This window comes from Roseovarius sp. THAF27, assembly GCF_009363655.1.
In the GTDB taxonomy this organism is placed as follows: domain Bacteria; phylum Pseudomonadota; class Alphaproteobacteria; order Rhodobacterales; family Rhodobacteraceae; genus Roseovarius.
Genome location: NZ_CP045393.1, coordinates 2153682 through 2170941, shown reverse-complemented (window position 1 = coordinate 2170941; position 17260 = coordinate 2153682). Strand labels below are relative to the sequence as shown.

15 protein-coding genes are annotated in these 17260 nt (G+C 61.4%); 7 read left to right on the top strand and 8 right to left on the bottom strand.

Features of this window, described 5'->3' with window-relative positions:
* The first annotated feature begins 178 nt into the window (after positions 1-178).
* Positions 179-2080: a PhoX family phosphatase gene (locus FIU89_RS10750; RefSeq protein WP_152492584.1), complete on the top strand. Its 1902-nt coding sequence runs from the start codon at positions 179-181 to the stop codon at positions 2078-2080.
* Between the two features lie 63 nt (positions 2081-2143).
* On the opposite strand, the gene FIU89_RS10745 is transcribed toward FIU89_RS10750, so the two are convergent.
* The 3 genes from FIU89_RS10745 to FIU89_RS10735 all read right to left on the bottom strand — a co-directional run bounded on the left by FIU89_RS10745 (position 2144) and on the right by FIU89_RS10735 (position 4658).
* A complete protein-coding gene (locus FIU89_RS10745) occupies positions 2144-2470 on the bottom strand; it encodes a hypothetical protein (RefSeq protein ID WP_152492583.1) in 327 nt (108 codons plus the stop codon).
* A 125-nt stretch (positions 2471-2595) separates the two neighbouring features.
* Positions 2596-3240 (bottom strand): response regulator transcription factor, encoded by a 645-nt coding sequence (locus FIU89_RS10740; RefSeq protein WP_152492582.1) that lies wholly within the window; start codon positions 3238-3240, stop codon positions 2596-2598.
* Positions 3237-4658, bottom strand: coding sequence for a cache domain-containing protein (locus FIU89_RS10735; RefSeq protein ID WP_254701647.1), 1422 nt, complete (start codon positions 4656-4658; stop codon positions 3237-3239). The genes FIU89_RS10740 and FIU89_RS10735 overlap by 4 nt, the downstream gene beginning before the upstream one ends.
* Positions 4659-4920: 262 nt before the next feature.
* On the opposite strand from FIU89_RS10735, the gene FIU89_RS10730 reads away from it, so the two are divergent.
* The 4 genes from FIU89_RS10730 to FIU89_RS10715 all read left to right on the top strand — a co-directional run bounded on the left by FIU89_RS10730 (position 4921) and on the right by FIU89_RS10715 (position 10075).
* Positions 4921-6006, top strand: coding sequence for a TRAP transporter substrate-binding protein (locus tag FIU89_RS10730; protein ID WP_152492581.1), 1086 nt, complete (start codon positions 4921-4923; stop codon positions 6004-6006).
* A gap of 170 nt (positions 6007-6176) precedes the next feature.
* A complete protein-coding gene (locus tag FIU89_RS10725; RefSeq protein WP_152492580.1) occupies positions 6177-7103 on the top strand; it encodes a TRAP transporter small permease subunit in 927 nt (308 codons plus the stop codon).
* Positions 7103-9457 carry a TRAP transporter large permease subunit gene (locus FIU89_RS10720; RefSeq protein ID WP_152492579.1) on the top strand — a complete coding sequence of 785 codons (2355 nt, stop codon included), beginning with the start codon at positions 7103-7105 and terminating at the stop codon, positions 9455-9457. Before FIU89_RS10725 ends, FIU89_RS10720 begins: the two co-directional genes overlap by 1 nt.
* Positions 9458-9535: 78 nt before the next feature.
* Positions 9536-10075 carry an AAA family ATPase gene (locus tag FIU89_RS10715; RefSeq protein WP_152492578.1) on the top strand — a complete coding sequence of 180 codons (540 nt, stop codon included), beginning with the start codon at positions 9536-9538 and terminating at the stop codon, positions 10073-10075.
* Between the two features lie 17 nt (positions 10076-10092).
* Here FIU89_RS10715 and FIU89_RS10710 read toward each other — a convergent pair whose 3' ends face one another.
* The 5 genes from FIU89_RS10710 to FIU89_RS10690 form a co-directional block, all read right to left on the bottom strand.
* Positions 10093-10821: a DUF1194 domain-containing protein gene (locus tag FIU89_RS10710; RefSeq protein ID WP_152492577.1), complete on the bottom strand. Its 729-nt coding sequence runs from the start codon at positions 10819-10821 to the stop codon at positions 10093-10095.
* Between the two features lie 115 nt (positions 10822-10936).
* The gene (locus tag FIU89_RS10705; protein WP_152492576.1) at positions 10937-11947 is read right to left on the bottom strand and encodes a serine hydrolase; all 1011 of its coding nucleotides are present in this window, start codon (positions 11945-11947) and stop codon (positions 10937-10939) included.
* 164 nt (positions 11948-12111) lie between these two features.
* Complete coding sequence (locus FIU89_RS10700; protein WP_152492575.1) at positions 12112-12942, bottom strand: arginyltransferase; 831 nt, start codon at positions 12940-12942, stop codon at positions 12112-12114.
* Between the two features lie 86 nt (positions 12943-13028).
* The gene (locus FIU89_RS10695; protein WP_152492574.1) at positions 13029-13478 is read right to left on the bottom strand and encodes an RDD family protein; all 450 of its coding nucleotides are present in this window, start codon (positions 13476-13478) and stop codon (positions 13029-13031) included.
* 67 nt (positions 13479-13545) lie between these two features.
* Positions 13546-13989, bottom strand: a complete 444-nt coding sequence (locus tag FIU89_RS10690) for a DUF2852 domain-containing protein (protein ID WP_152492573.1) — start codon at positions 13987-13989, stop codon at positions 13546-13548.
* A 165-nt stretch (positions 13990-14154) separates the two neighbouring features.
* Between FIU89_RS10690 and FIU89_RS10685 the strand changes: the two genes are divergently transcribed.
* Entirely contained in the window at positions 14155-16941 is a 2787-nt protein-coding gene (locus FIU89_RS10685) for a glutamine-synthetase adenylyltransferase (RefSeq protein ID WP_152492572.1), read from the top strand.
* Positions 16934-17197, top strand: coding sequence for a hypothetical protein (locus FIU89_RS10680; RefSeq protein WP_152492571.1), 264 nt, complete (start codon positions 16934-16936; stop codon positions 17195-17197). The genes FIU89_RS10685 and FIU89_RS10680 overlap by 8 nt, the downstream gene beginning before the upstream one ends.
* Positions 17198-17260 lie beyond the last annotated feature (63 nt).

Sequence of the window (17260 nt, the reverse complement as noted above, 5' to 3'; positions counted from 1 at the left end):
ACAGGATTTTGCGCGAAAAATGTCGCGCAAGGGGGCTGTTTCTTTTCATTTGTTGCGCAGAACGGGGCGCGGCAAAGACGCGCAGGTTTGAGGGACTGTCACCAACCCGTCCGAAGGTTGTTACAGTCACGTGGCAATCTTGGGGTATCCAAACGCCACCGCCAGCCGGAGATCTGCCATGAATGACGCCGACCTCACCCGTCTTCCCGCCGACGATTGGGACGAACTGATAAACCCGCGTCCGGTCGAAAACGACTTCGACCGGGTGGTCGATGCCGCGATTTCGCGGCGGGGTTTTCTGGGCGGGGTGCTCGCCTTCGGCTCGGGTGCTTCGGCGATGGGCACAGGTGTGATGATCCCTGCGACCTCGGCCCAGGCGCAGGCCACCAGCCGGTTCGCCTTTGATCCGATCGGTATCCAGACCGATGCCACCGTGCATGTTCCGGGGGGCTATCGCTGGGACGTGCTGATCCGCTGGGGTGATCCGATCTTTCCCGACGCGCCGGAGTTCGACCACGAAACCGGCGGTGACGCCGACAGCGCCGACCGCATCTTCGGCGAGAACACGGACGGGATGGAAAGCTTTCAGGTGGGCGGGCGACAGCTTCTGGCGATCAATCACGAGTATACCAACCGTGAGATAAACCTGCCCCATGCAACGGATGGCGTTCCGACAGGACTGGATGACGTGCGCAAGCTTCAAAGTCTGCAAGGCGTCGCCGTGATCGAGGTGGCCGAAGACGCGGAGGGCTGGCATGTGGTCAAGGACAGCCCCATGAACCGCCGCATAACGCACCTGACGCCGATGAAGATCGCCGGCCCGGCCGCGGCGCATGACCTGCTGACGACCGAGGCCGATCCTACCGGCACCGAAAGCCTCGGCACTTTCAACAATTGCGGGTCCGGCAAGACGCCCTGGGGCACGTACCTGACATGCGAGGAAAACTTCAACGGTTACTTCGGTGCCAAAGGTGCCGTCGAGGTGTCGGACCCGGTCCATGCAGGCTACGAGCGGTACGGCATCGGCGCGGACGGTTGGGGCTATGACTATCACAAGTGGGACGACCGTTTCGACATTTCGACACATCCGAACGAGCCGCACCGAGCCGGCTGGGTGGTCGAGATCGATCCGGCAGACCCCGACAGCACGCCGGTCAAGCATACCGGCCTAGGGCGCTTCAAGCACGAGAATGCCGAAGTGGTGCTGGCTTCTGACGGACGGGTCGTGGTCTACATGGGCGACGACGAGCGGGGAGAGTTCCTCTATCGTTTCGTGTCGAACGGCACCTACACGCCCGGCGGCCCGACCGAAGGATTGCTGGACGAGGGCACGCTTTACGCGGCGAAGTTCCACGATGATCAGAGCGGCGAATGGCTGGCCCTGACGCCTGAGACCACCGGGATGGCCAGCCTGGCCGAGGTCCTGGTATTCGCCCGGCAGGCCGGTTCGGCGGTGGGGGCCACGACCATGGACCGCCCCGAATGGATTGCCGCCAACCCGCACGCGGTCGAGGCCTATTGCTGCCTGACCAACAACAAGAACCGCGGCGTAAAGCCCAATGCGGGCGGTGACGAGACGCCGGTCAACGGCCCCAATCCGCGCGAGACCAACAATTACGGTCAGATCGTGCGCTGGCGGCCGGAAAACGACGATCATGCCAATGATCGTTTCACCTGGGATCTTTACGTGATGGCGGGCAACCCGGAGGTTTACCACAATATCTACGGCGGCTCCGAGAACATCACCGCCGGGAACATGTTCAACTCTCCCGACGGCATGGCCTTCGACAGCGCCGGGCTGGTCTGGATCCAGACCGATGGCGACGACAGCAACGAAGGCGAGTTCGAAGGCATGGGCAACAACCAGATGCTGGTCGGAGACCCGGTCACGGGCGAAATCGCCCGGTTTCTCACGGGGCCCAAGGGCTCAGAGGTCACGGGCCTGACCTGGTCGACCGACCGGCGCACAATGTTCGTGGGCATCCAGCATCCCGACGCGCCGTTCCCTGATGGCGAGGGCAAGCTGCCCCGCTCGGCAATCGTGGCCGTCAAGCGCGACGACGGCGCGCCGCTGGGTTGAAGAAAATTCGTACGAATTTTCTGACCCAAGAATCTTTGGACGAAGACTCTTGGGTCACAAGCCCTACATCATGTGGCCCAGCGTACCCATCATGTAGTCGCGGTTGTAGTGCAGCGACTGAACCCGCGGATCATCCTGCGATTTGCGCATCACCGTGTCGTAATCCGCGAAACAGATCAGCTGCGCCTCGTTCTGGATGATGCGGATGTTCAACTCGTTGAGATAAGCCGTGCGAAACCTGTCGGCCAGCCGCTCGGAGGCGAAATTGATGATCGTTGTGGTGCCGCCGGCGTTGTTCTGAAGGCCGTAGCAAACGGCTTTCTGGCGGTCGAAGGTGAAATCGGCGAACTCGACCGTGCTTTCGCCATAGTCTTCTTGAACGTCCTGCATGGTGTCCCCCATGGCCAAGAATGTCTTAACGATGACAGAATTTCGAAATTATGGAAGGGGTGCAGCATAAATTTTTCTGCGCCGCGGCATGTGGTGCCGCAAAATTGGTCCACGACCGGCCGGTGCTACAGGGAAACGCCGGTTCCCTGCAGCACCCCGTGCTCCAGTGCGTAACGCGTGAGGCCGGCGGTAGAACTGATTCCAAGCTTTCGCTTGATGTTCTTGCGATGGGTTTCGACCGTGCGGACCGAGATATCCAGAGCGAACGCAACAGCCTTGTTCGACTTGCCTTGCGCAAGTTGCAGCAGAATTGTCTGTTCGCGGTTGGTCAGCTGCGGGCGGGTTTCGCCCGTGTCCGGCGCAAGCGAGCCTTGTGCCCCGGTGCAGAGATACCTTTCGCCAGCATTGACGGCGTCGATGGCGCGCTTGATCTCTTCCGTGGGTACATCCTTCAGAACGTATCCGCTGGCGCCATGACTGAGAGCGGAGCTGATGTATTCGGGGCTGTCGTGCATCGACAGGATCAGGATTCGCGTATCGGGCTGCCGTTCCAGCAGGATTTCCGTCGTCGACAGCCCGCCAAGGCCCGGCATGTTTAGATCCAGCAGGATGACATCGGGGGTCAGGTCGGGGGCTTGCTCGATGATCTCCCGACCCGAAGACAGGGTCGCGACCACCTCGATATCGTCGTAGCTTTCCAGGATCGCTTCGATCCCCTCGGCGACCATGGGATGGTCATCGACAATGGCGATACGGATACAATCGGTCATGCGCTGGCCTGGGTCTGTTTCGGGGACTCGGTGCCGCCTTCGGGTTGCAGTATGTGGGCGAGCGGTACGTTGGCCTCTATCACGGTTCCGCTTCTTGAACTGAGTATGCGCAACGTGCCGGCCAGTTGCTCGATGCGTTCCTGCATGTTCCGAAGGCCCAGACCCGAAGAGGGCGACGCTGCGGCCCGGTCCTGGTCCAATCCCCGTCCATTGTCCGAAATGCGCAAGGTGGCGCCGTTCTTGTGGCCGCGAATATCGACCGAGATGCGGCTGGCACCAGCGTGGCGTTCGATATTTGTCAAGGCTTCCTGGGCAACGCGGTAAAGGGCTGTCTTGGCATCGTCGTCGAGCCGGTTGCGAAACGGCACGGTGCTGAACTCGGTCTTGATGCCAGTGCGGTGTCCGAAATCCTCTACCAGGGATTTCAATGCCGGGCCCAAGCCGAGATCGTCCAAGACCCCCGGACGCAGGTCTCGCGAAATGCGCCGGACCTCGTGAATCGCACCGGAAAGATGCGCGATGCCACGATCCAGCGTCTCACCGGCGCGGGCGTCGTCAGACGCGAACCGTCGACGGGCACTGTCCAGCGCATAGCGGACCCCGACAAGGATCTGGCTGATCCCGTCATGCAATTCGCGCGCGACACGACTGCGCTCTTCCTCTTGCGCGTCAAAGACCCTTTGGGTGAGTTTCTTGAGTTTGGCATCCGCTGCGCGGCGTTCGCGCAGGTTGATGAACATGCCTGAAGTGAACACGAGCAAGAGCGCGGCCATCGTCAGCCCGCCGATATAGAGGAACGTTCTTTGGATGCGGCTTTCCACCGTGGCACGGGCCGAACTGACCGCAGCGATCACGTCGTCGACGAAGACCCCTGTGCCGATCACCCACCGCCAGTCCTGCAGGCCTATGACATACGTCACCATCTGGGCCCTCTCGCCAGTGGAGGGTTTGGTCCACTCGTAACCGTGATATCCGCTGCCGGTCCGCGCGATGCGAATCAGCTCGTCGGTGATGGGGGTGCCGTTCGGGTCCTCCATGCCTGTCCAGTTGCGCCCGATAAGCTGGGTGTATCTGGGGCTGACCAGGTTGTTGCCGTCGTAATCGTAGACGAAGAAATATCCGTCCTGGCCATATAGCATACCGGCGAGGATCTGCGTGACCGCGAGTTTCGCCTCTTCGTCATCGGGTGCAGCGCGGCCATATATGTTGATGATGGCCGTTCTGGCGAGCGACAGATAATTTTTCAGCTCGTCGCGCTTGGCTGCGATCAGCTTTTCTTCGAGCGTGTGGATCTCTTGTTCCGCCATCTGGCGCGACTGCAATGTAACCAGTACGGAAATGGTGACCACCGCCAGGACAAGGGGCAGGGTGGCCGTCAAGAACAGTTTCTGACCGTAATTCATCTGAAGTCTGATCATCGATTCTCCCGATGCGAATCGTTAATGCCAATTGGGCTCGAAGCCCAGAGCCGCGGCAAGCCGGTTTTCCGGCGCACTCTCCCCGAGTTGCCCGAAAAGTAAGCACCGTCAGAGATGTCCGCGACGCATCGGGGCCAAACCTACGCATTACTCGGTATTTCCTTTGATCGAGGTCCGCGATAGTGTCCCGGCACCTGCAACGGTCCGCGCGCAGGCTGATAGGGACGGCATGCGCGCTTCATCAATTGGGAGGATTTACCGAATGGATCGTCGTTCATTTCTGAAGAATACCGCATTGGGCGGGTCGGCTGCGGCCGCCACGTCGCTGGCCGCACCGGCTTATGCCCAAGGCAACCGCACGCTGACCATGGTCACGACCTGGGGCCGTGGCCTTGCCGGTGTGCACGATGCCGCGCAATACTGCGCCGAGCAGATCACCGCGATGAGCGACGGTCAGCTGACCGTGGACCTGAAAGCCGCTGGTGAACTCGTTGGCGCGTTCGAGGTTTTCGACGCCGTCACCGCCGGTCAGGCCGACATGTACCATGGCGTGGACTATTACTTCCTGGGTCAGCATCCGGCTCTGTCGTTCTACTCGCAGATCCCGTTCGGCATGACCTTCCAGGAATATTCGAACTGGTGGTACATCGACGGCGGCAAGGAACTGGGCGACGAGCTCTACTCCATCTTCGGCCTCAAGGCATTTCCGTGCGGCAACACCGGCCCGCAATCGGGCGGATGGTTCGCCAAGGAAATCAACTCGCCCGAGGACTTCCAGGGCCTGCGTTTCCGCATGCCCGGCCAGGGTGGTGAAGTGCTGGGCAAGCTGGGCGCCAGCGTCCAGAACCTGCCCGGATCGGAAGTGTACCAGGCGCTGTCTTCGGGTGCCATCGACGGCACCGAGTGGATCGGCCCCTGGGCGGACGAGAAGGCCGGTTTCCAGGAGATCACCAAGACCTACTACACCGCCGGCTTCCACGAGCCCGGCCCGAACCTGAACTGCGTTGTCGGCCTCGAAGTCTACGAGAGCCTTACCCCGGCGCAGCAGGCGATCGTCTCGGGCGCGGCGCAAGCCACCAATATCTGGAGCATGTCGCAGTTCATGGCCAACAACGGTGCGGCGCTGCAGCGTCTGCAATCGTCGGGCGTCACCTTGCGTGAATTCCCCGACGAGGTCTGGGACGCGTTCGGTGCGGCGGCACAGGAAGTGCTGCAACAGAACATGGGCGACGAGCTCTACAAGAAAGCCTACGACAGCTACCGCGAGTCGCTGGAAAGCTCGGCCTCCTGGATCAGCCGGTCCGAAGGCAGCTTCCGCTCGCAGCGCGACCGCGTGCTCGACATCTGATCGCCGGGCGACTGATACCTTCGCACCCCGCGCCCTTGGATGGCGCGGGGGCATTTTGCACATAGACGTGTAATTCCTGTTCAGGATCGACCAAGCTTGGATATGCATCAGAGCCCTTGTGACGCTGACATGTTCCGGGTGGTCTGAACACAGGATTTGGGGGAACAGACATGGGCGAGACGGAAGCGACCGGAACAGGGTCCGCCTTTGTGGATGCAATCATTTGGTTTTTCGGTGGAATATTCGGGTCTTTCTACGACCTGGCGTATGCGATCACGCATCCCGGGCTGTGGCTGAACTGGGCCGACAAGGAAGCGATCATGCGGTTCGTCTACTACGGCGGATCGATCGAGTTTTTCTTTGTGGTATTCACGTTCGTGCTGGTCCTGACCGCGGTCGGGTTGTGGCGCAACAGCTTCATGTGGGGCTGCGTGCGTGTGATGGAAGGCTTCGCCAACATCACGGGCCGCCTGTTCGCCTGGGCCGGTCTGATCATGGTGCTGCAGCAGATCATCATCGTGTTCGTGCAGCGCATCTTCGTAAGACCGGATATCTCTTTCGGCTTCGGTATCCCGCTGACCTATGACATCAGCTGGTGGGCGGAAGCGCTGAAGTTTCACAATGCCCTGGTCATCGCGCTGTGCTGTACCTACACGTTTGTGCAGGGCGGTCACGTGCGAGTCGACCTTGTCTACGCTGCGGTGAAGTATCGGACGCAGAAGCTTATCGACATGATCGGCTGCGTGATCTTCATGGCGCCAATGGCCGTGCTGGTCTGGATGTATGGCTGGTATTTCATGTGGCGGCACCTGATCACGCCAAAGCCTTCGGCATCGGAGTCGCTGGACCGGCTGATGATGAAGGCGCGGGCGGTCCGCTGGAATGTCGAAACCATCGGGTTCAGCCCGAACGGGTTCAACGGCTACTTCCTGTTCAAGGTTTTGATGGTAGCCTTTGCGGGCATGGTCTTCATCCATTCGGTCGCCTTTTTCTACCGCTCCTACCTGGAATGGAAGGAAGGACCGGAGAGCGAAGGTAAATACCTTGACAAGGACAGCCTCGGGGAAGGCGAAGAAGCCTATGAGGGGACGCACTGATGTTGTTTGGACTTGATGGCGTCGAGATCGGCCTGATCATCGTGTTCCTGTGCCTCTTTGGAGGCATCCTGTCCGGCTTTCCGGTGGCGTTTGCCATCGGCGGTGCCGGGGTGATTTCCTTTGGCATCATTGCCGGCCTGGACAGCGCCGGCCTGTTGATCCACCAGGCGATCGACACCGGCAGCGAGGCGTATCGCACCTTGCTCAGCACCGGGGTAAAACCGGACAGCGTTTCGATTTTCCGATATCCCGATCTGCCACGGGTGGGCGAGCCGGTCTTCCCGCAGGGTTGGGAAACCGCGCTGGACCGCAATATCAGTTTCATCGTCAACCGAATGAACGAACGCGTCTTCGCGGGCCAATCGATCGAGACCTTGCTGGCGGTTCTGATGTTCGTGCTGATGGGGATCACGCTGGAACGTTCCAAGGTCGCCAACGATCTGCTGACGACGATGGCGCGCGTCTTCGGCCCGTTGCCCGGCGGCCTTGCCGTTTCCGTCGTGGTGGTGGGCGCATTTCTCGCAGCGTCAACCGGCATCGTGGGGGCCACAGTGGTCACCATGGGCCTCTTGAGCCTGCCGACCATGCTGCGCAACAATTACAGCCCCGAGATCGCCACGGGTGTGATCGCAGCCTCCGGCACTTTGGGCCAGATCATTCCCCCTTCGATCGTGATCGTTCTTCTGGGCACGCTGGCCGGCGACCTCTATGCGGTGGCGCAAGAGGCCCGGGCACAGGAAGCTGGGTGCACCGACGCCCTGACCTATCTGGGCGAGCCTGCGGTCGTGTCCGTGGGCACGCTTTTCCAAGCCGCCTTGCTGCCCGGTATCCTTCTGGCTCTGCTCTATGCGCTCTATGCTTTTGGCTACGCGCTGGTGAACCCCAGCAAGGCCCCTGCGGTCGAACTGGGCGCTACGAATGCCGAGGCAATCACGCGCGGCGAGGCCTTTACCTGGTTCCTCGGCATCCCGGTTGCGCTTGTCGCTGGCATGTTGGTGCTGGGGCAGATGAACGTCATAGGCAGCCAGAGCACCACGATCGACAGCTTCAGTGAACAGGGCGAGTCGGCCAGCTTGCGGACCGCCGTCGGGTCTGAATGCAAGGACTCCATGATCGAACTGCACGGGCAGGCCGCCTGGGACCGGGCGGTCGCCGAACAGCAGGCCATCGACGAGTCAGGTGGTGTGACCCAAAGCGTGCGGCTGTCCGAGGAAGAGCGCGCCGAGATGCTGGCCCGCAAGATCGAGAACGCGGCGCCTGTCGGGACCGGCATTGCCGTGATGATGCTGATCTTCGCCTTGATCCTGACCTTCGCCCGCGGCGTTCTTCCATCGGAAAGCCCGACACCGCTGATTGTCGGAGGCGTAGGGATTGTGCTTGGCCTGATCGTCGATATCTTGCTGATCGGGCCGCAATGGAGCTCCGGCGCGACATTCGTGATCATGGCCATTCCGGTAGGACTTGCGCTTTACGGCTGCACCCACGCCGCGGCGCGGCTGGCGCAGAATGAGCTGATACGGGTGGTCTTCCCCCCGCTCGTGCTGATCGTAGCGGTTCTGGGGTCCATCCTGGGCGGTATCACCAACCCGACGCCCGCCGCGGCTTTGGGGGCAGGCGGTGCGATCATGCTCGCGGCCTATCGCAAGCTGAAGGACGAAGAACGTTCGGGCAAGATCATCATCTTTGCCACCTTCGCAATTCTCATCGCCATCATCATCGGCGTGAATTTCGACCTGCGGGTCAATGTCGAAGGCGCGGGGGCCGAAAACTGGATCGCGTTCCTGGTGGCTCAGGCCGCCTACCTTTACGCTCTCTTCGGGCTGCTCTTCGCCTGCTGGGTGCTTTTCGCGGGCGGCGTGCTGTCGCCTGTGGTGCGCGAGACGGCGAAAGTGACCAGCATGGTCTTCACCATCCTGATCGGCTCTCAGCTTCTGAACCTCGTGGTCATCTCCTTCGGTGGCGAGCACTATATCCAGCAGTTCCTGCGCTCGTTCGACAACGAGTACAAGGTGTTCCTGATCGTGATGCTGGTGCTGTTCATCCTGGGCTTCGTGCTCGACTTCCTCGAGATCATCTACATCGTGATCCCGATCGTGGGGCCGGTGATCTATGGCGGAACATTCGACCCCAAGTGGGTAACGATCATGATCGCGGTGAACCTGCAGACCTCGTTCCTGACGCCGCCCTTCGGATTTGCGCTCTTCTATCTAAGGGGCGTCGCACCGAAAGAGGTGACCACCGGACATATCTACCGCGGTGTCGCGCCTTTTGTTCTGATCCAGGTGGTTGGACTGGCCATTCTGTGGTTCTTCCCGGACATCGTCACGATCTTCCCGGATCTGCTCGGGGGGTGAACGCTTGGGCCTGAGTTCTGAACAGGCATGGTTCGGACCAGGTCTCTGCCCGTTCCGCGCAGCGGTCAGTCGGGCCTGATGAGTCCCGTTGCGCGCCGGCATGTGATCGTGTCAGGCTGTTCCGGGGGTGGGAAATCGACGCTGCTGGCCGCGCTCGACCGAGCCGGTTACCGCGTTGTCACCGAGCCGGGCAGGCGGATTGTCGAAGCCGAGATGCAGGGCACAGGTGCGGCGCTGCCGTGGATCGACCTTGAGGCCTTTGCCCGACGTGCTGTCGAGATGGCGCTGCGCGACAGGGCGGGTGTGCAGGATGACGGGTCTTGGGTGTTCTTCGACCGCGGCCTGATCGACGCGTCGGTGGCCTTGGAGCACGCCGCGGGGATATCCCTGAGCGACAGCCTCGCAGGTGCCGCCCCGTTTCATCGGACTGTCTTCATGGCCCCGCCCTGGCCTGAACTTTACCGGAACGACGCGGCGCGCCAACACGGCTTCGATGCAGCCGTCGACGAATACCATCGGCTGTGCGCGGCCTACGACCGGCTCAATTATCGCCTGGTTCACCTGCCCAAAACCAGCGTGCGTGAACGGGCAGCCTTCGTTCTGGACACTCTCGGCTAAGCTGCAGCGACGCGCGCCTAATGTGCCGACACAGCGGCGACCCGCCCGGCGCCTGGGGCAGGGGTGCGCCCCGATATCTCGAGCACCAGTTTGCGGCGCACGGTTCGGGCAAAGCTGTCGCGCCCTTCGGCCGTCACCATGAAGGCCCCGGGCCCGCCGATGATCCGCTCGGCATATTCGTCTTCGAGGTTGGCCCCGGCGCGACGTCCGTCTTCCGGCCGCAGGATGGGCAGCGCATTGATCACGATCCCCGCAGCCAGAACTTCGGCGCGTGCCGCCGCGATCGGCGGGCCGGACGAATTTCGGATGCTGTCGCCGGAGAAGTCGATAACGGCGCGGGGCGCGAGGATGTCGTTGGTCTCGATCAGGCGCTTGGCTTCCAGAAGCGCATCACCGATGGCGTTGCTGCCGTAGGCCTGACGTGGCGGGCCAGCCAAGGCGTCCGCAAAAGCCCGCGCCGAGCTTTCGCCATCGATGACCGTCCACGGGACGACCACGGCGGCGTTGGTTGCCCACTCGACATAGGTGACGGCGACATTTCCATAGAGCGAGTCCTGAATGGCCTCTATCACGTCGGGGTCGGTGATCGCGCTTGCGTAGCCTTGTCGCTGAAACGAGAGTTCCATGTCGTCGATCGAGCCCGACGCGTCCGCAAGCAGAACCAGTTCAAGACCGACCTCCTGCCGCGTTTCGGCAAGGGCTGAGCCGGCGAAGAAGATCGCGCAAATGAAAGTGAGAACCCGCATGGAACGAGTTTTCGCTCGGTGGCGCAACATGACAAGGCAGACGCGATCAATTCCGCGTGTGTGGGCGGCAATTGGGGTCACTTGCCGAAAAACCACGCGGTTCCGTCTGGACCGTTCAGGTCGTATCCTTGCGCGCCAGGGGCAGGATCGTGCCTTCGATCAACCGCATCAGGTCGCCGAAATACCCGGCGCTGCGGGCAGGCTGTGTCGAATCCGACGTGATTGCGATGGTCAATCCCAAGCCGGGAACCACGCATATGATCTGTCCGCCATACCCGCGCGCAAGGGCGTAAGCGTCGCCCTCGGATTGCCCCAGAAACCAGCCGTAACCGTACCGTAGTCCGGACCAAGGTGAGCGCGTGACCGGCTCGAAGGACCGAGAGACCCAAGCCTCGCTGAGGACGTGTGTGTCGCCCCACATGCCTTTGCGCCGATACATTTCTCCGAAATGTATCATCGCCGGAAGGCTCAACGACATTTCGTTTCCGCCCAGATAGCGCCCTTGCGGATCGCGGGTCCATGGCGGGATTCTGATGCCGAGCGGTGCCCCCAGCCGGTCGCGGGCTTGGTCGAGCAGGCTTTGGCCGGACACTTCGGACAGGATTGCGCCGAGTACGTGAAAGGAGCCAGTCGAATACAACATGCGCGCGCCGGGATCCGTCTCGAACGGGCGCGAGAGCGCATTGGCGACCCAGTTTTCGCTGCTGACCCAGCCGCCGTAATTCGGCCCTGACGTCCGCTCCAGCCCTGCCTGCATCGTCACGAGGTTTTCGATAGTGATGTCATGAACGCGTGGGTCGGCGTCATCCGGAATGAGGCCGGGAGCCAGTTCGCCAATCGTGGCGTCGACGGAGGAAATTTCGCCACGGTCAATTGCTGCGCCCGTCAAGGCGGCAACCACGGTTTTCGAGACCGACTTTATCGGCGCCGGAGTTCCCATCTCAGGGCCACGGAATACCTCGCCGAAAACCTCCGCGCCGTGTTGGTGGATCAGGACTGCATGAAGCTGGTCGAGCGCCTGGCCTGCGTCAGCCACGGTGCGCCACGAAGCGGGTTGAGAGTGAGCCGGAGACCCGACAAACGCAGCAGAAATCGCAAGAAAATGGCGGCGGTCAAGGCAGGGCATGGAACCTCGTTCAATCGGGTCAGGCAACAGATATCACGCAAGCCGCCCATGGCCACAGAAGGGTGACAAGAAAGAGTTGCCCCACACACGAACGTGTTGTCGTCAGGGCGCGCGATTGCAGAAAGAAGCGACAACGATCTAAGACAGTGCGGTACCCGAGCCTATCAGTATTTCTTGGTTCGTAACGGCTTGCTGTCGGGAAGCGAGATATTTGCGACCTGTTCCGCAATGGGATCGTTGGACAGCGGATGGCAATGTGCCTCGTAATCAGCCGGGTCGCGCATTTCCTGCCATGTCCCGCCTGAATAGACCTCGAGCCCCGAAAACGCGGCCTTGTAGCCCATTTTGGCGCTGCCCGGCACCCAGTACCCCAGGTAGACATAGGGCAGCCCCGCCTCGCGCGCGATCTCGATGTGGTCGAGGATGATGTAGGTTCCAAGGCTGTTACGTTGACGATCCGGGTCGTAGAACGAGTAGACCATGCTTATACCGTCGTCGAACACGTCCGTCAGGCAGACCGCGACCAGATCGCCGCTTTCTCGGTCCGCATATTCGACGACGCGCGTCCGGATTGGCGTCTCTTCGATCATCGCTGCAAATTCGAACGTATCCATGTCGGCCATGCCACCATTGGCGTGCCGGTCCTCGAGGTACTTGCGGAAGAGCTCGTACTGTTCCTCTGTGGCCCAGGGCGAGGTCGCGCGACGGTCCAGGTGGTCGTTGCGTTTCAGCGTCCGGCGCTGGCTGCGCGAGGCGGAGAAATTCTCGACACTGACCCGGGCCGACAGGCACGCGGCGCAATCGGCACAGGACGGACGGTAAAGCACGTTCTGCGAGCGGCGAAACCCCTGCTTGGAAAGAGTGTCGTTCAGACGTTGCGCGCCGTCGCCCTGAAGCGCAGTGAACAACTTACGCTCCATCCTGCCTTCAAGGTAGGGGCAGGGCTGAGGCGCCGTCACGTAGAATTGGGGCGCGATGGGGAGAGTGTGACGCATGACAGGCTTTGCAACTTCCAAAGGTGACGATAACAATGATGCATCGCTGCGCCAAGAGGTCAAATCCGGCTATGACCGGGGCGGCGTCAACTGGTCGCGCGACGATTCACGGCCACGGTTGCGAGAACGTGATCGGTAAGGCCCTGGCCCCTTGGTCCGACCAGCATCAATAGCATCGAGGCCAGTTGCACAAGCGGGACGGCGCAGGAAAAGGTGAAGCCGAGCGAGTGCAGGAACGCCGTGGCTGCATCGAGACGTTGGCCCGATGCGCTGCGGAACTCTATGGCCATCAGCCGCATCCCCCAAGTTGCCGACCCTTTGGCGATGGTCGCGGTCCGGTAGATCAACCCGACGGAGAGGAACAGCATGGGCAGGAAAAAGAGGCCCGTAAAAGCTGTAAAAGGCAGGATCAGAACACAGATCACGATCACAAGCACGCTATCCACCACCCAAGCCAGGAACCGCTTGAGCGGCACGTCGGCGTAAAAGTCGGGTTGCGTGTCGGGGTCGGGAGTATGCCAGGTGGTTTCGGTCATGGTGTGCATATAGGCCTGTACCCCGCGCCTTGAAAGGTGCGGCACGGGGATCGAGGCGTGTCCGTGGTCAAGCGTTGCGTGCTGCTTCGCGATCTTCGTCCTCATGGTCCTCGTCAGAGCCTGCCTTGCGAGCGCGTTCCTCCATGAACTGGTCGAACTCTGCCTTGTCCCGGGCGGCGCGCAGCCGATCGAGGAACGCCTCGAAGTTCTGTTGCTCCTCTTCGAGGCGGCGCAGCGTTGCATCGCGGTAGGCGTCGAAGGCGGAATTGCCGGAAGACCCCCGCAAAGCTCGTGACGATTGGCGATGCGTCACGCGACCCGAGGGGCACGAAAACTTGTTGGCCCAGATCATGTAGGCAAGCAGTACGAGGCCCAGCGGCCAGAAGACAACGATCGACGCCACGAGCGCGGCGATCCATGCGACCTTGCCTTTTTCGTCGAGCCACGTTTCGGCCCTTGCGAACACGCCGGGAATGCCACCGGAGCGCGGAGTGTAGGTCTGCGTATTCATCCTTGGTTCCTTTTCTGAACGTTGGTTTCGGCTGGATGTGAATTCCATTTACATCTCCCAGATGGGAAGCCGCCGCCGCTGTGACAAGGGGTGATGTTAATAATTTTCACATTTGCAGCGGTGGCACGCATTGACCGGCCATCTTGAGGGTGTATCACTTGGCGCATGAGCTTTTCCGCCCGCATGTCCCGTTGTCCGCGACCCCACGATCCTGAACCCGGGCAGGAGGCCAGACAGGCCATGCCAGGGCTCTCTGAGGATCTGGGTGCCCTGGTTGAGGGGACGGCAGGGTGTAGCCCCTACTTGCATTCACTCTGCCTGAAAGAGCGGGAGTGGTTGCCGGAGGTTTTCTCGAATCCAGAAGCGGCGTTCGAAGCATTGCTGAAGGATGTCGATGACATTCCGTTTGACGAGGCGCCGCCGCGTCTGCGGCGGCTCAAGGCGCGTGTGGCACTGTTGGTTGCAATGTGCGACCTCGGCGGTGTCTGGGACTTGGAAGAGGTGACGCATGCCTTGACCCGCTTCGCGGACCGGGCGGTCAGGATAGCCTTGCAGGCGGCGCTGCTGCCCGAGCTTCGGCGCGGCAAGATCCCGGGCCAGGATGAGAGCATGCTGGAGGAAGCCGCCGGCATGGTGGTTCTGGCCATGGGTAAAATGGGCGCATACGAACTGAATTACAGTTCCGACATCGACTTGATCTGCCTCTTCGATGAGACTCGTTTCAATGGCGACGCTTATCATGAAGCACGAACCGGCTTTGTGCGCGCAACACGGCGGATGGCGGCCACGTTGAACGACCGTACCGCCGATGGCTACGTGTTCCGGACGGATCTGCGCCTGCGGCCGGACCCGAACGTGACGCCCGTCTGCATGGCGATGGGGGCGGCAGAAACCTATTACGAAAGCCTGGGCCGGACATGGGAACGGGCCGCCTACATCAAGGCCCGCGCCGCGGCAGGCGACCCGGAGGCGGGGGCGCGTTTTCTGGATACCTTGCGCCCGTTCGTCTGGCGCAAACACCTCGATTTCACCGCGATCGAGGACGCGCACAATATGCGCCTGCGCATCCGGGAGCATAAAGGGTTGCATGGGCCGATACGTCTGGACGGACACAACATGAAGCTCGGGCGCGGCGGCATTCGCGAGATCGAGTTCTTCACCCAGACCCGCCAGTTGATATCGGGCGGAAGAGACCCGGATTTGCGGGTGCGCGGCACGGTCGAGGGTCTGGCCAGACTTGCGGAAAAGAACTGGGTGCCCGGGGACGCGGCAGGCACGTTGACCGAAAACTATCGCTTTCACCGCGAAATCGAGCATCGTCTACAGATGCTGCGGGACGCGCAGACCCAGATACTGCCCGATCAGGCCGACGGATGGACGCGGCTGGCGAACTTCTGCGATCGTGACGAGAAGGAATTTCGGGACGAACTGACCGAGCGCTTACAGACCGTGCATGACCTGATCGAAGGATTCTTCGCGCCTGAAGGCACAAGCGAAAGACCCGCTAAGGTCGAGGGTCTGGATGAAGAAGTGATTGCACGATGGCGCAACTATCCGGCGCTGCGCAGTGAACGGGCCAACACGATATTTGATCGGTTGAAACCGGATCTGCTGGAACGGCTCAGCCGCTCTTCCACGCCGCAAGACGCACTTATTGCATTCGATGGATTCCTGGCGGGTCTGCCCGCAGGCGTTCAGGTCTTTGCCCTGTTCGAAGCCAATCCGCAGCTGATCGACCTGATGGTGGATATTGCAGGGATATCGCCTGCTCTGGCGTCGTATCTGTCGCGCCATGCCGGTGTTTTCGACGCGGTCATCGCCGGCGATTTTTTCGCCCCTTGGCCCGATGAGCAGCATTTGCGCAAGGAATTGGCCGCGCGTCTGGATCGCGAAGAAGACTACGAGCGCAAGCTGGATGCGGCGCGTCGGTGGCAGAAGGAATGGCACTTTCGCACAGGCGTACATCTGTTGCGCGGCCTGATAGATGCCGACAAGGCAGGTGCGCAATATGCGGATCTGGCACAGGTGATCCTGGCAGAAATCTGGAAAGTCGTGTGCGCCCATTTCGCCGAGAAGCATGGGCCGCCGCCGGGGCGTGGTGCCGTCGTGCTCGGCATGGGCTCGCTCGGGGCAGGGAAGCTCAATGCCGCCTCGGACCTGGACCTGATCGTCATTTATGACGCGGAAGGCGTCGAGCGGTCGGAAGGTCGTCGCGCTCTGGCAACGAGACCTTATTACGCGCGGTTGACACAGGCCCTGATTACGGCCTTGACCGCCCCCATGTCCGAAGGGCGCCTTTACGAGGTCGACATGCGCCTGCGGCCCTCGGGCAACCAGGGGCCGGTGGCGACCAGTTGGACCTCTTTCCAGACTTATCAGCAGGAAGAGGCGTGGGTGTGGGAACATCTTGCCTTGACGCGGGCGCGGGCCGTCGCCGGTCCGGACGCTCTGGCCGGGGATGTCGAGGCGTTCCGCTGTTCCCTGCTGCAATCAAGGGGTGACAAGGCTAAGGTGTTGTCTGAAGTGGCCGAGATGCGCGCGCGGATCGCCGCGGCCAAGAGTTCGGCCGGCGCATGGGACACCAAGCTGGGGTCCGGACGGATGCAGGAGATCGAACTGGTGGCGCAGGCAGGATGCTTGCTGGCAGGCCAACCCGAACGCTCGGTCGAGGCCGGATTGACGGCCGGTGTCGCCGCCGGGTGGTTAAGTGACGCAGACGAGGCGGCATTGAAAGCGGCATATCGGCTTTGCTGGCAGGTGACGCAGGCCGCACGGTTGCTCGGCGACAAACCCATCGACGAAGAGTCGCTTGGTGCCGGGGCGAAATCTTTCATTCTGCGCCAGACGGGACATGACAGCATGTCCGAACTGAGAGATGATCTGGACGCAAGGACACGCCAGGCTGGTCTGGTGATCGACGCCGCATTGAACAAAGGTTGCGAGAATGGCTGACGCTCTGGACCCCAAGGGCTTGATACGGGAAGCCTATCGTATCGAGGGCATAACACCGGGGGAATGCCGGTCGATATTTCTGGATTGGGCGTTGTCGGTCGATGGCGAGGGAGATACCCACGCGCGGCTGGAGCGGTTGCTTGAACGCCACGGCGATGCAGGTCCGGATCATCCGATGACGTCTGTATTGCGAGAAGGACTTCAATCGTCGCAGACACCGAAACGGCGTGGGGGGGCGCGCGCTCGTGAGCGTTGAGTGAACGAGTGCCGCCGGGTCACACCTTCGTAAAGTGCTGAATTTGCCTAAAACCTGCCTCAA

What these genes read in the sequence shown, in the direction of transcription:
- FIU89_RS10685 (WP_152492572.1), top strand. Translation starts at nt 14,155, where the DNA reads ATGAGCTTTTCCGCCCGCATGTCCCGTTGTCCGCGACCCCACGATCCT.
- FIU89_RS10710 (WP_152492577.1), bottom strand. Translation starts at nt 10,821, where the DNA reads ATGCGGGTTCTCACTTTCATTTGCGCGATCTTCTTCGCCGGCTCAGCC.
- FIU89_RS10725 (WP_152492580.1), top strand. Translation starts at nt 6,177, where the DNA reads ATGGGCGAGACGGAAGCGACCGGAACAGGGTCCGCCTTTGTGGATGCA.
- FIU89_RS10720 (WP_152492579.1), top strand. Translation starts at nt 7,103, where the DNA reads ATGTTGTTTGGACTTGATGGCGTCGAGATCGGCCTGATCATCGTGTTC.
- FIU89_RS10715 (WP_152492578.1), top strand. Translation starts at nt 9,536, where the DNA reads ATGAGTCCCGTTGCGCGCCGGCATGTGATCGTGTCAGGCTGTTCCGGG.
- FIU89_RS10700 (WP_152492575.1), bottom strand. Translation starts at nt 12,942, where the DNA reads ATGCGTCACACTCTCCCCATCGCGCCCCAATTCTACGTGACGGCGCCT.
- FIU89_RS10680 (WP_152492571.1), top strand. Translation starts at nt 16,934, where the DNA reads ATGGCTGACGCTCTGGACCCCAAGGGCTTGATACGGGAAGCCTATCGT.
- FIU89_RS10745 (WP_152492583.1), bottom strand. Translation starts at nt 2,470, where the DNA reads ATGCAGGACGTTCAAGAAGACTATGGCGAAAGCACGGTCGAGTTCGCC.
- FIU89_RS10695 (WP_152492574.1), bottom strand. Translation starts at nt 13,478, where the DNA reads ATGACCGAAACCACCTGGCATACTCCCGACCCCGACACGCAACCCGAC.
- FIU89_RS10735 (WP_254701647.1), bottom strand. Translation starts at nt 4,658, where the DNA reads ATGATCAGACTTCAGATGAATTACGGTCAGAAACTGTTCTTGACGGCC.
- FIU89_RS10730 (WP_152492581.1), top strand. Translation starts at nt 4,921, where the DNA reads ATGGATCGTCGTTCATTTCTGAAGAATACCGCATTGGGCGGGTCGGCT.
- FIU89_RS10740 (WP_152492582.1), bottom strand. Translation starts at nt 3,240, where the DNA reads ATGACCGATTGTATCCGTATCGCCATTGTCGATGACCATCCCATGGTC.
- FIU89_RS10705 (WP_152492576.1), bottom strand. Translation starts at nt 11,947, where the DNA reads ATGCCCTGCCTTGACCGCCGCCATTTTCTTGCGATTTCTGCTGCGTTT.
- FIU89_RS10690 (WP_152492573.1), bottom strand. Translation starts at nt 13,989, where the DNA reads ATGAATACGCAGACCTACACTCCGCGCTCCGGTGGCATTCCCGGCGTG.
- FIU89_RS10750 (WP_152492584.1), top strand. Translation starts at nt 179, where the DNA reads ATGAATGACGCCGACCTCACCCGTCTTCCCGCCGACGATTGGGACGAA.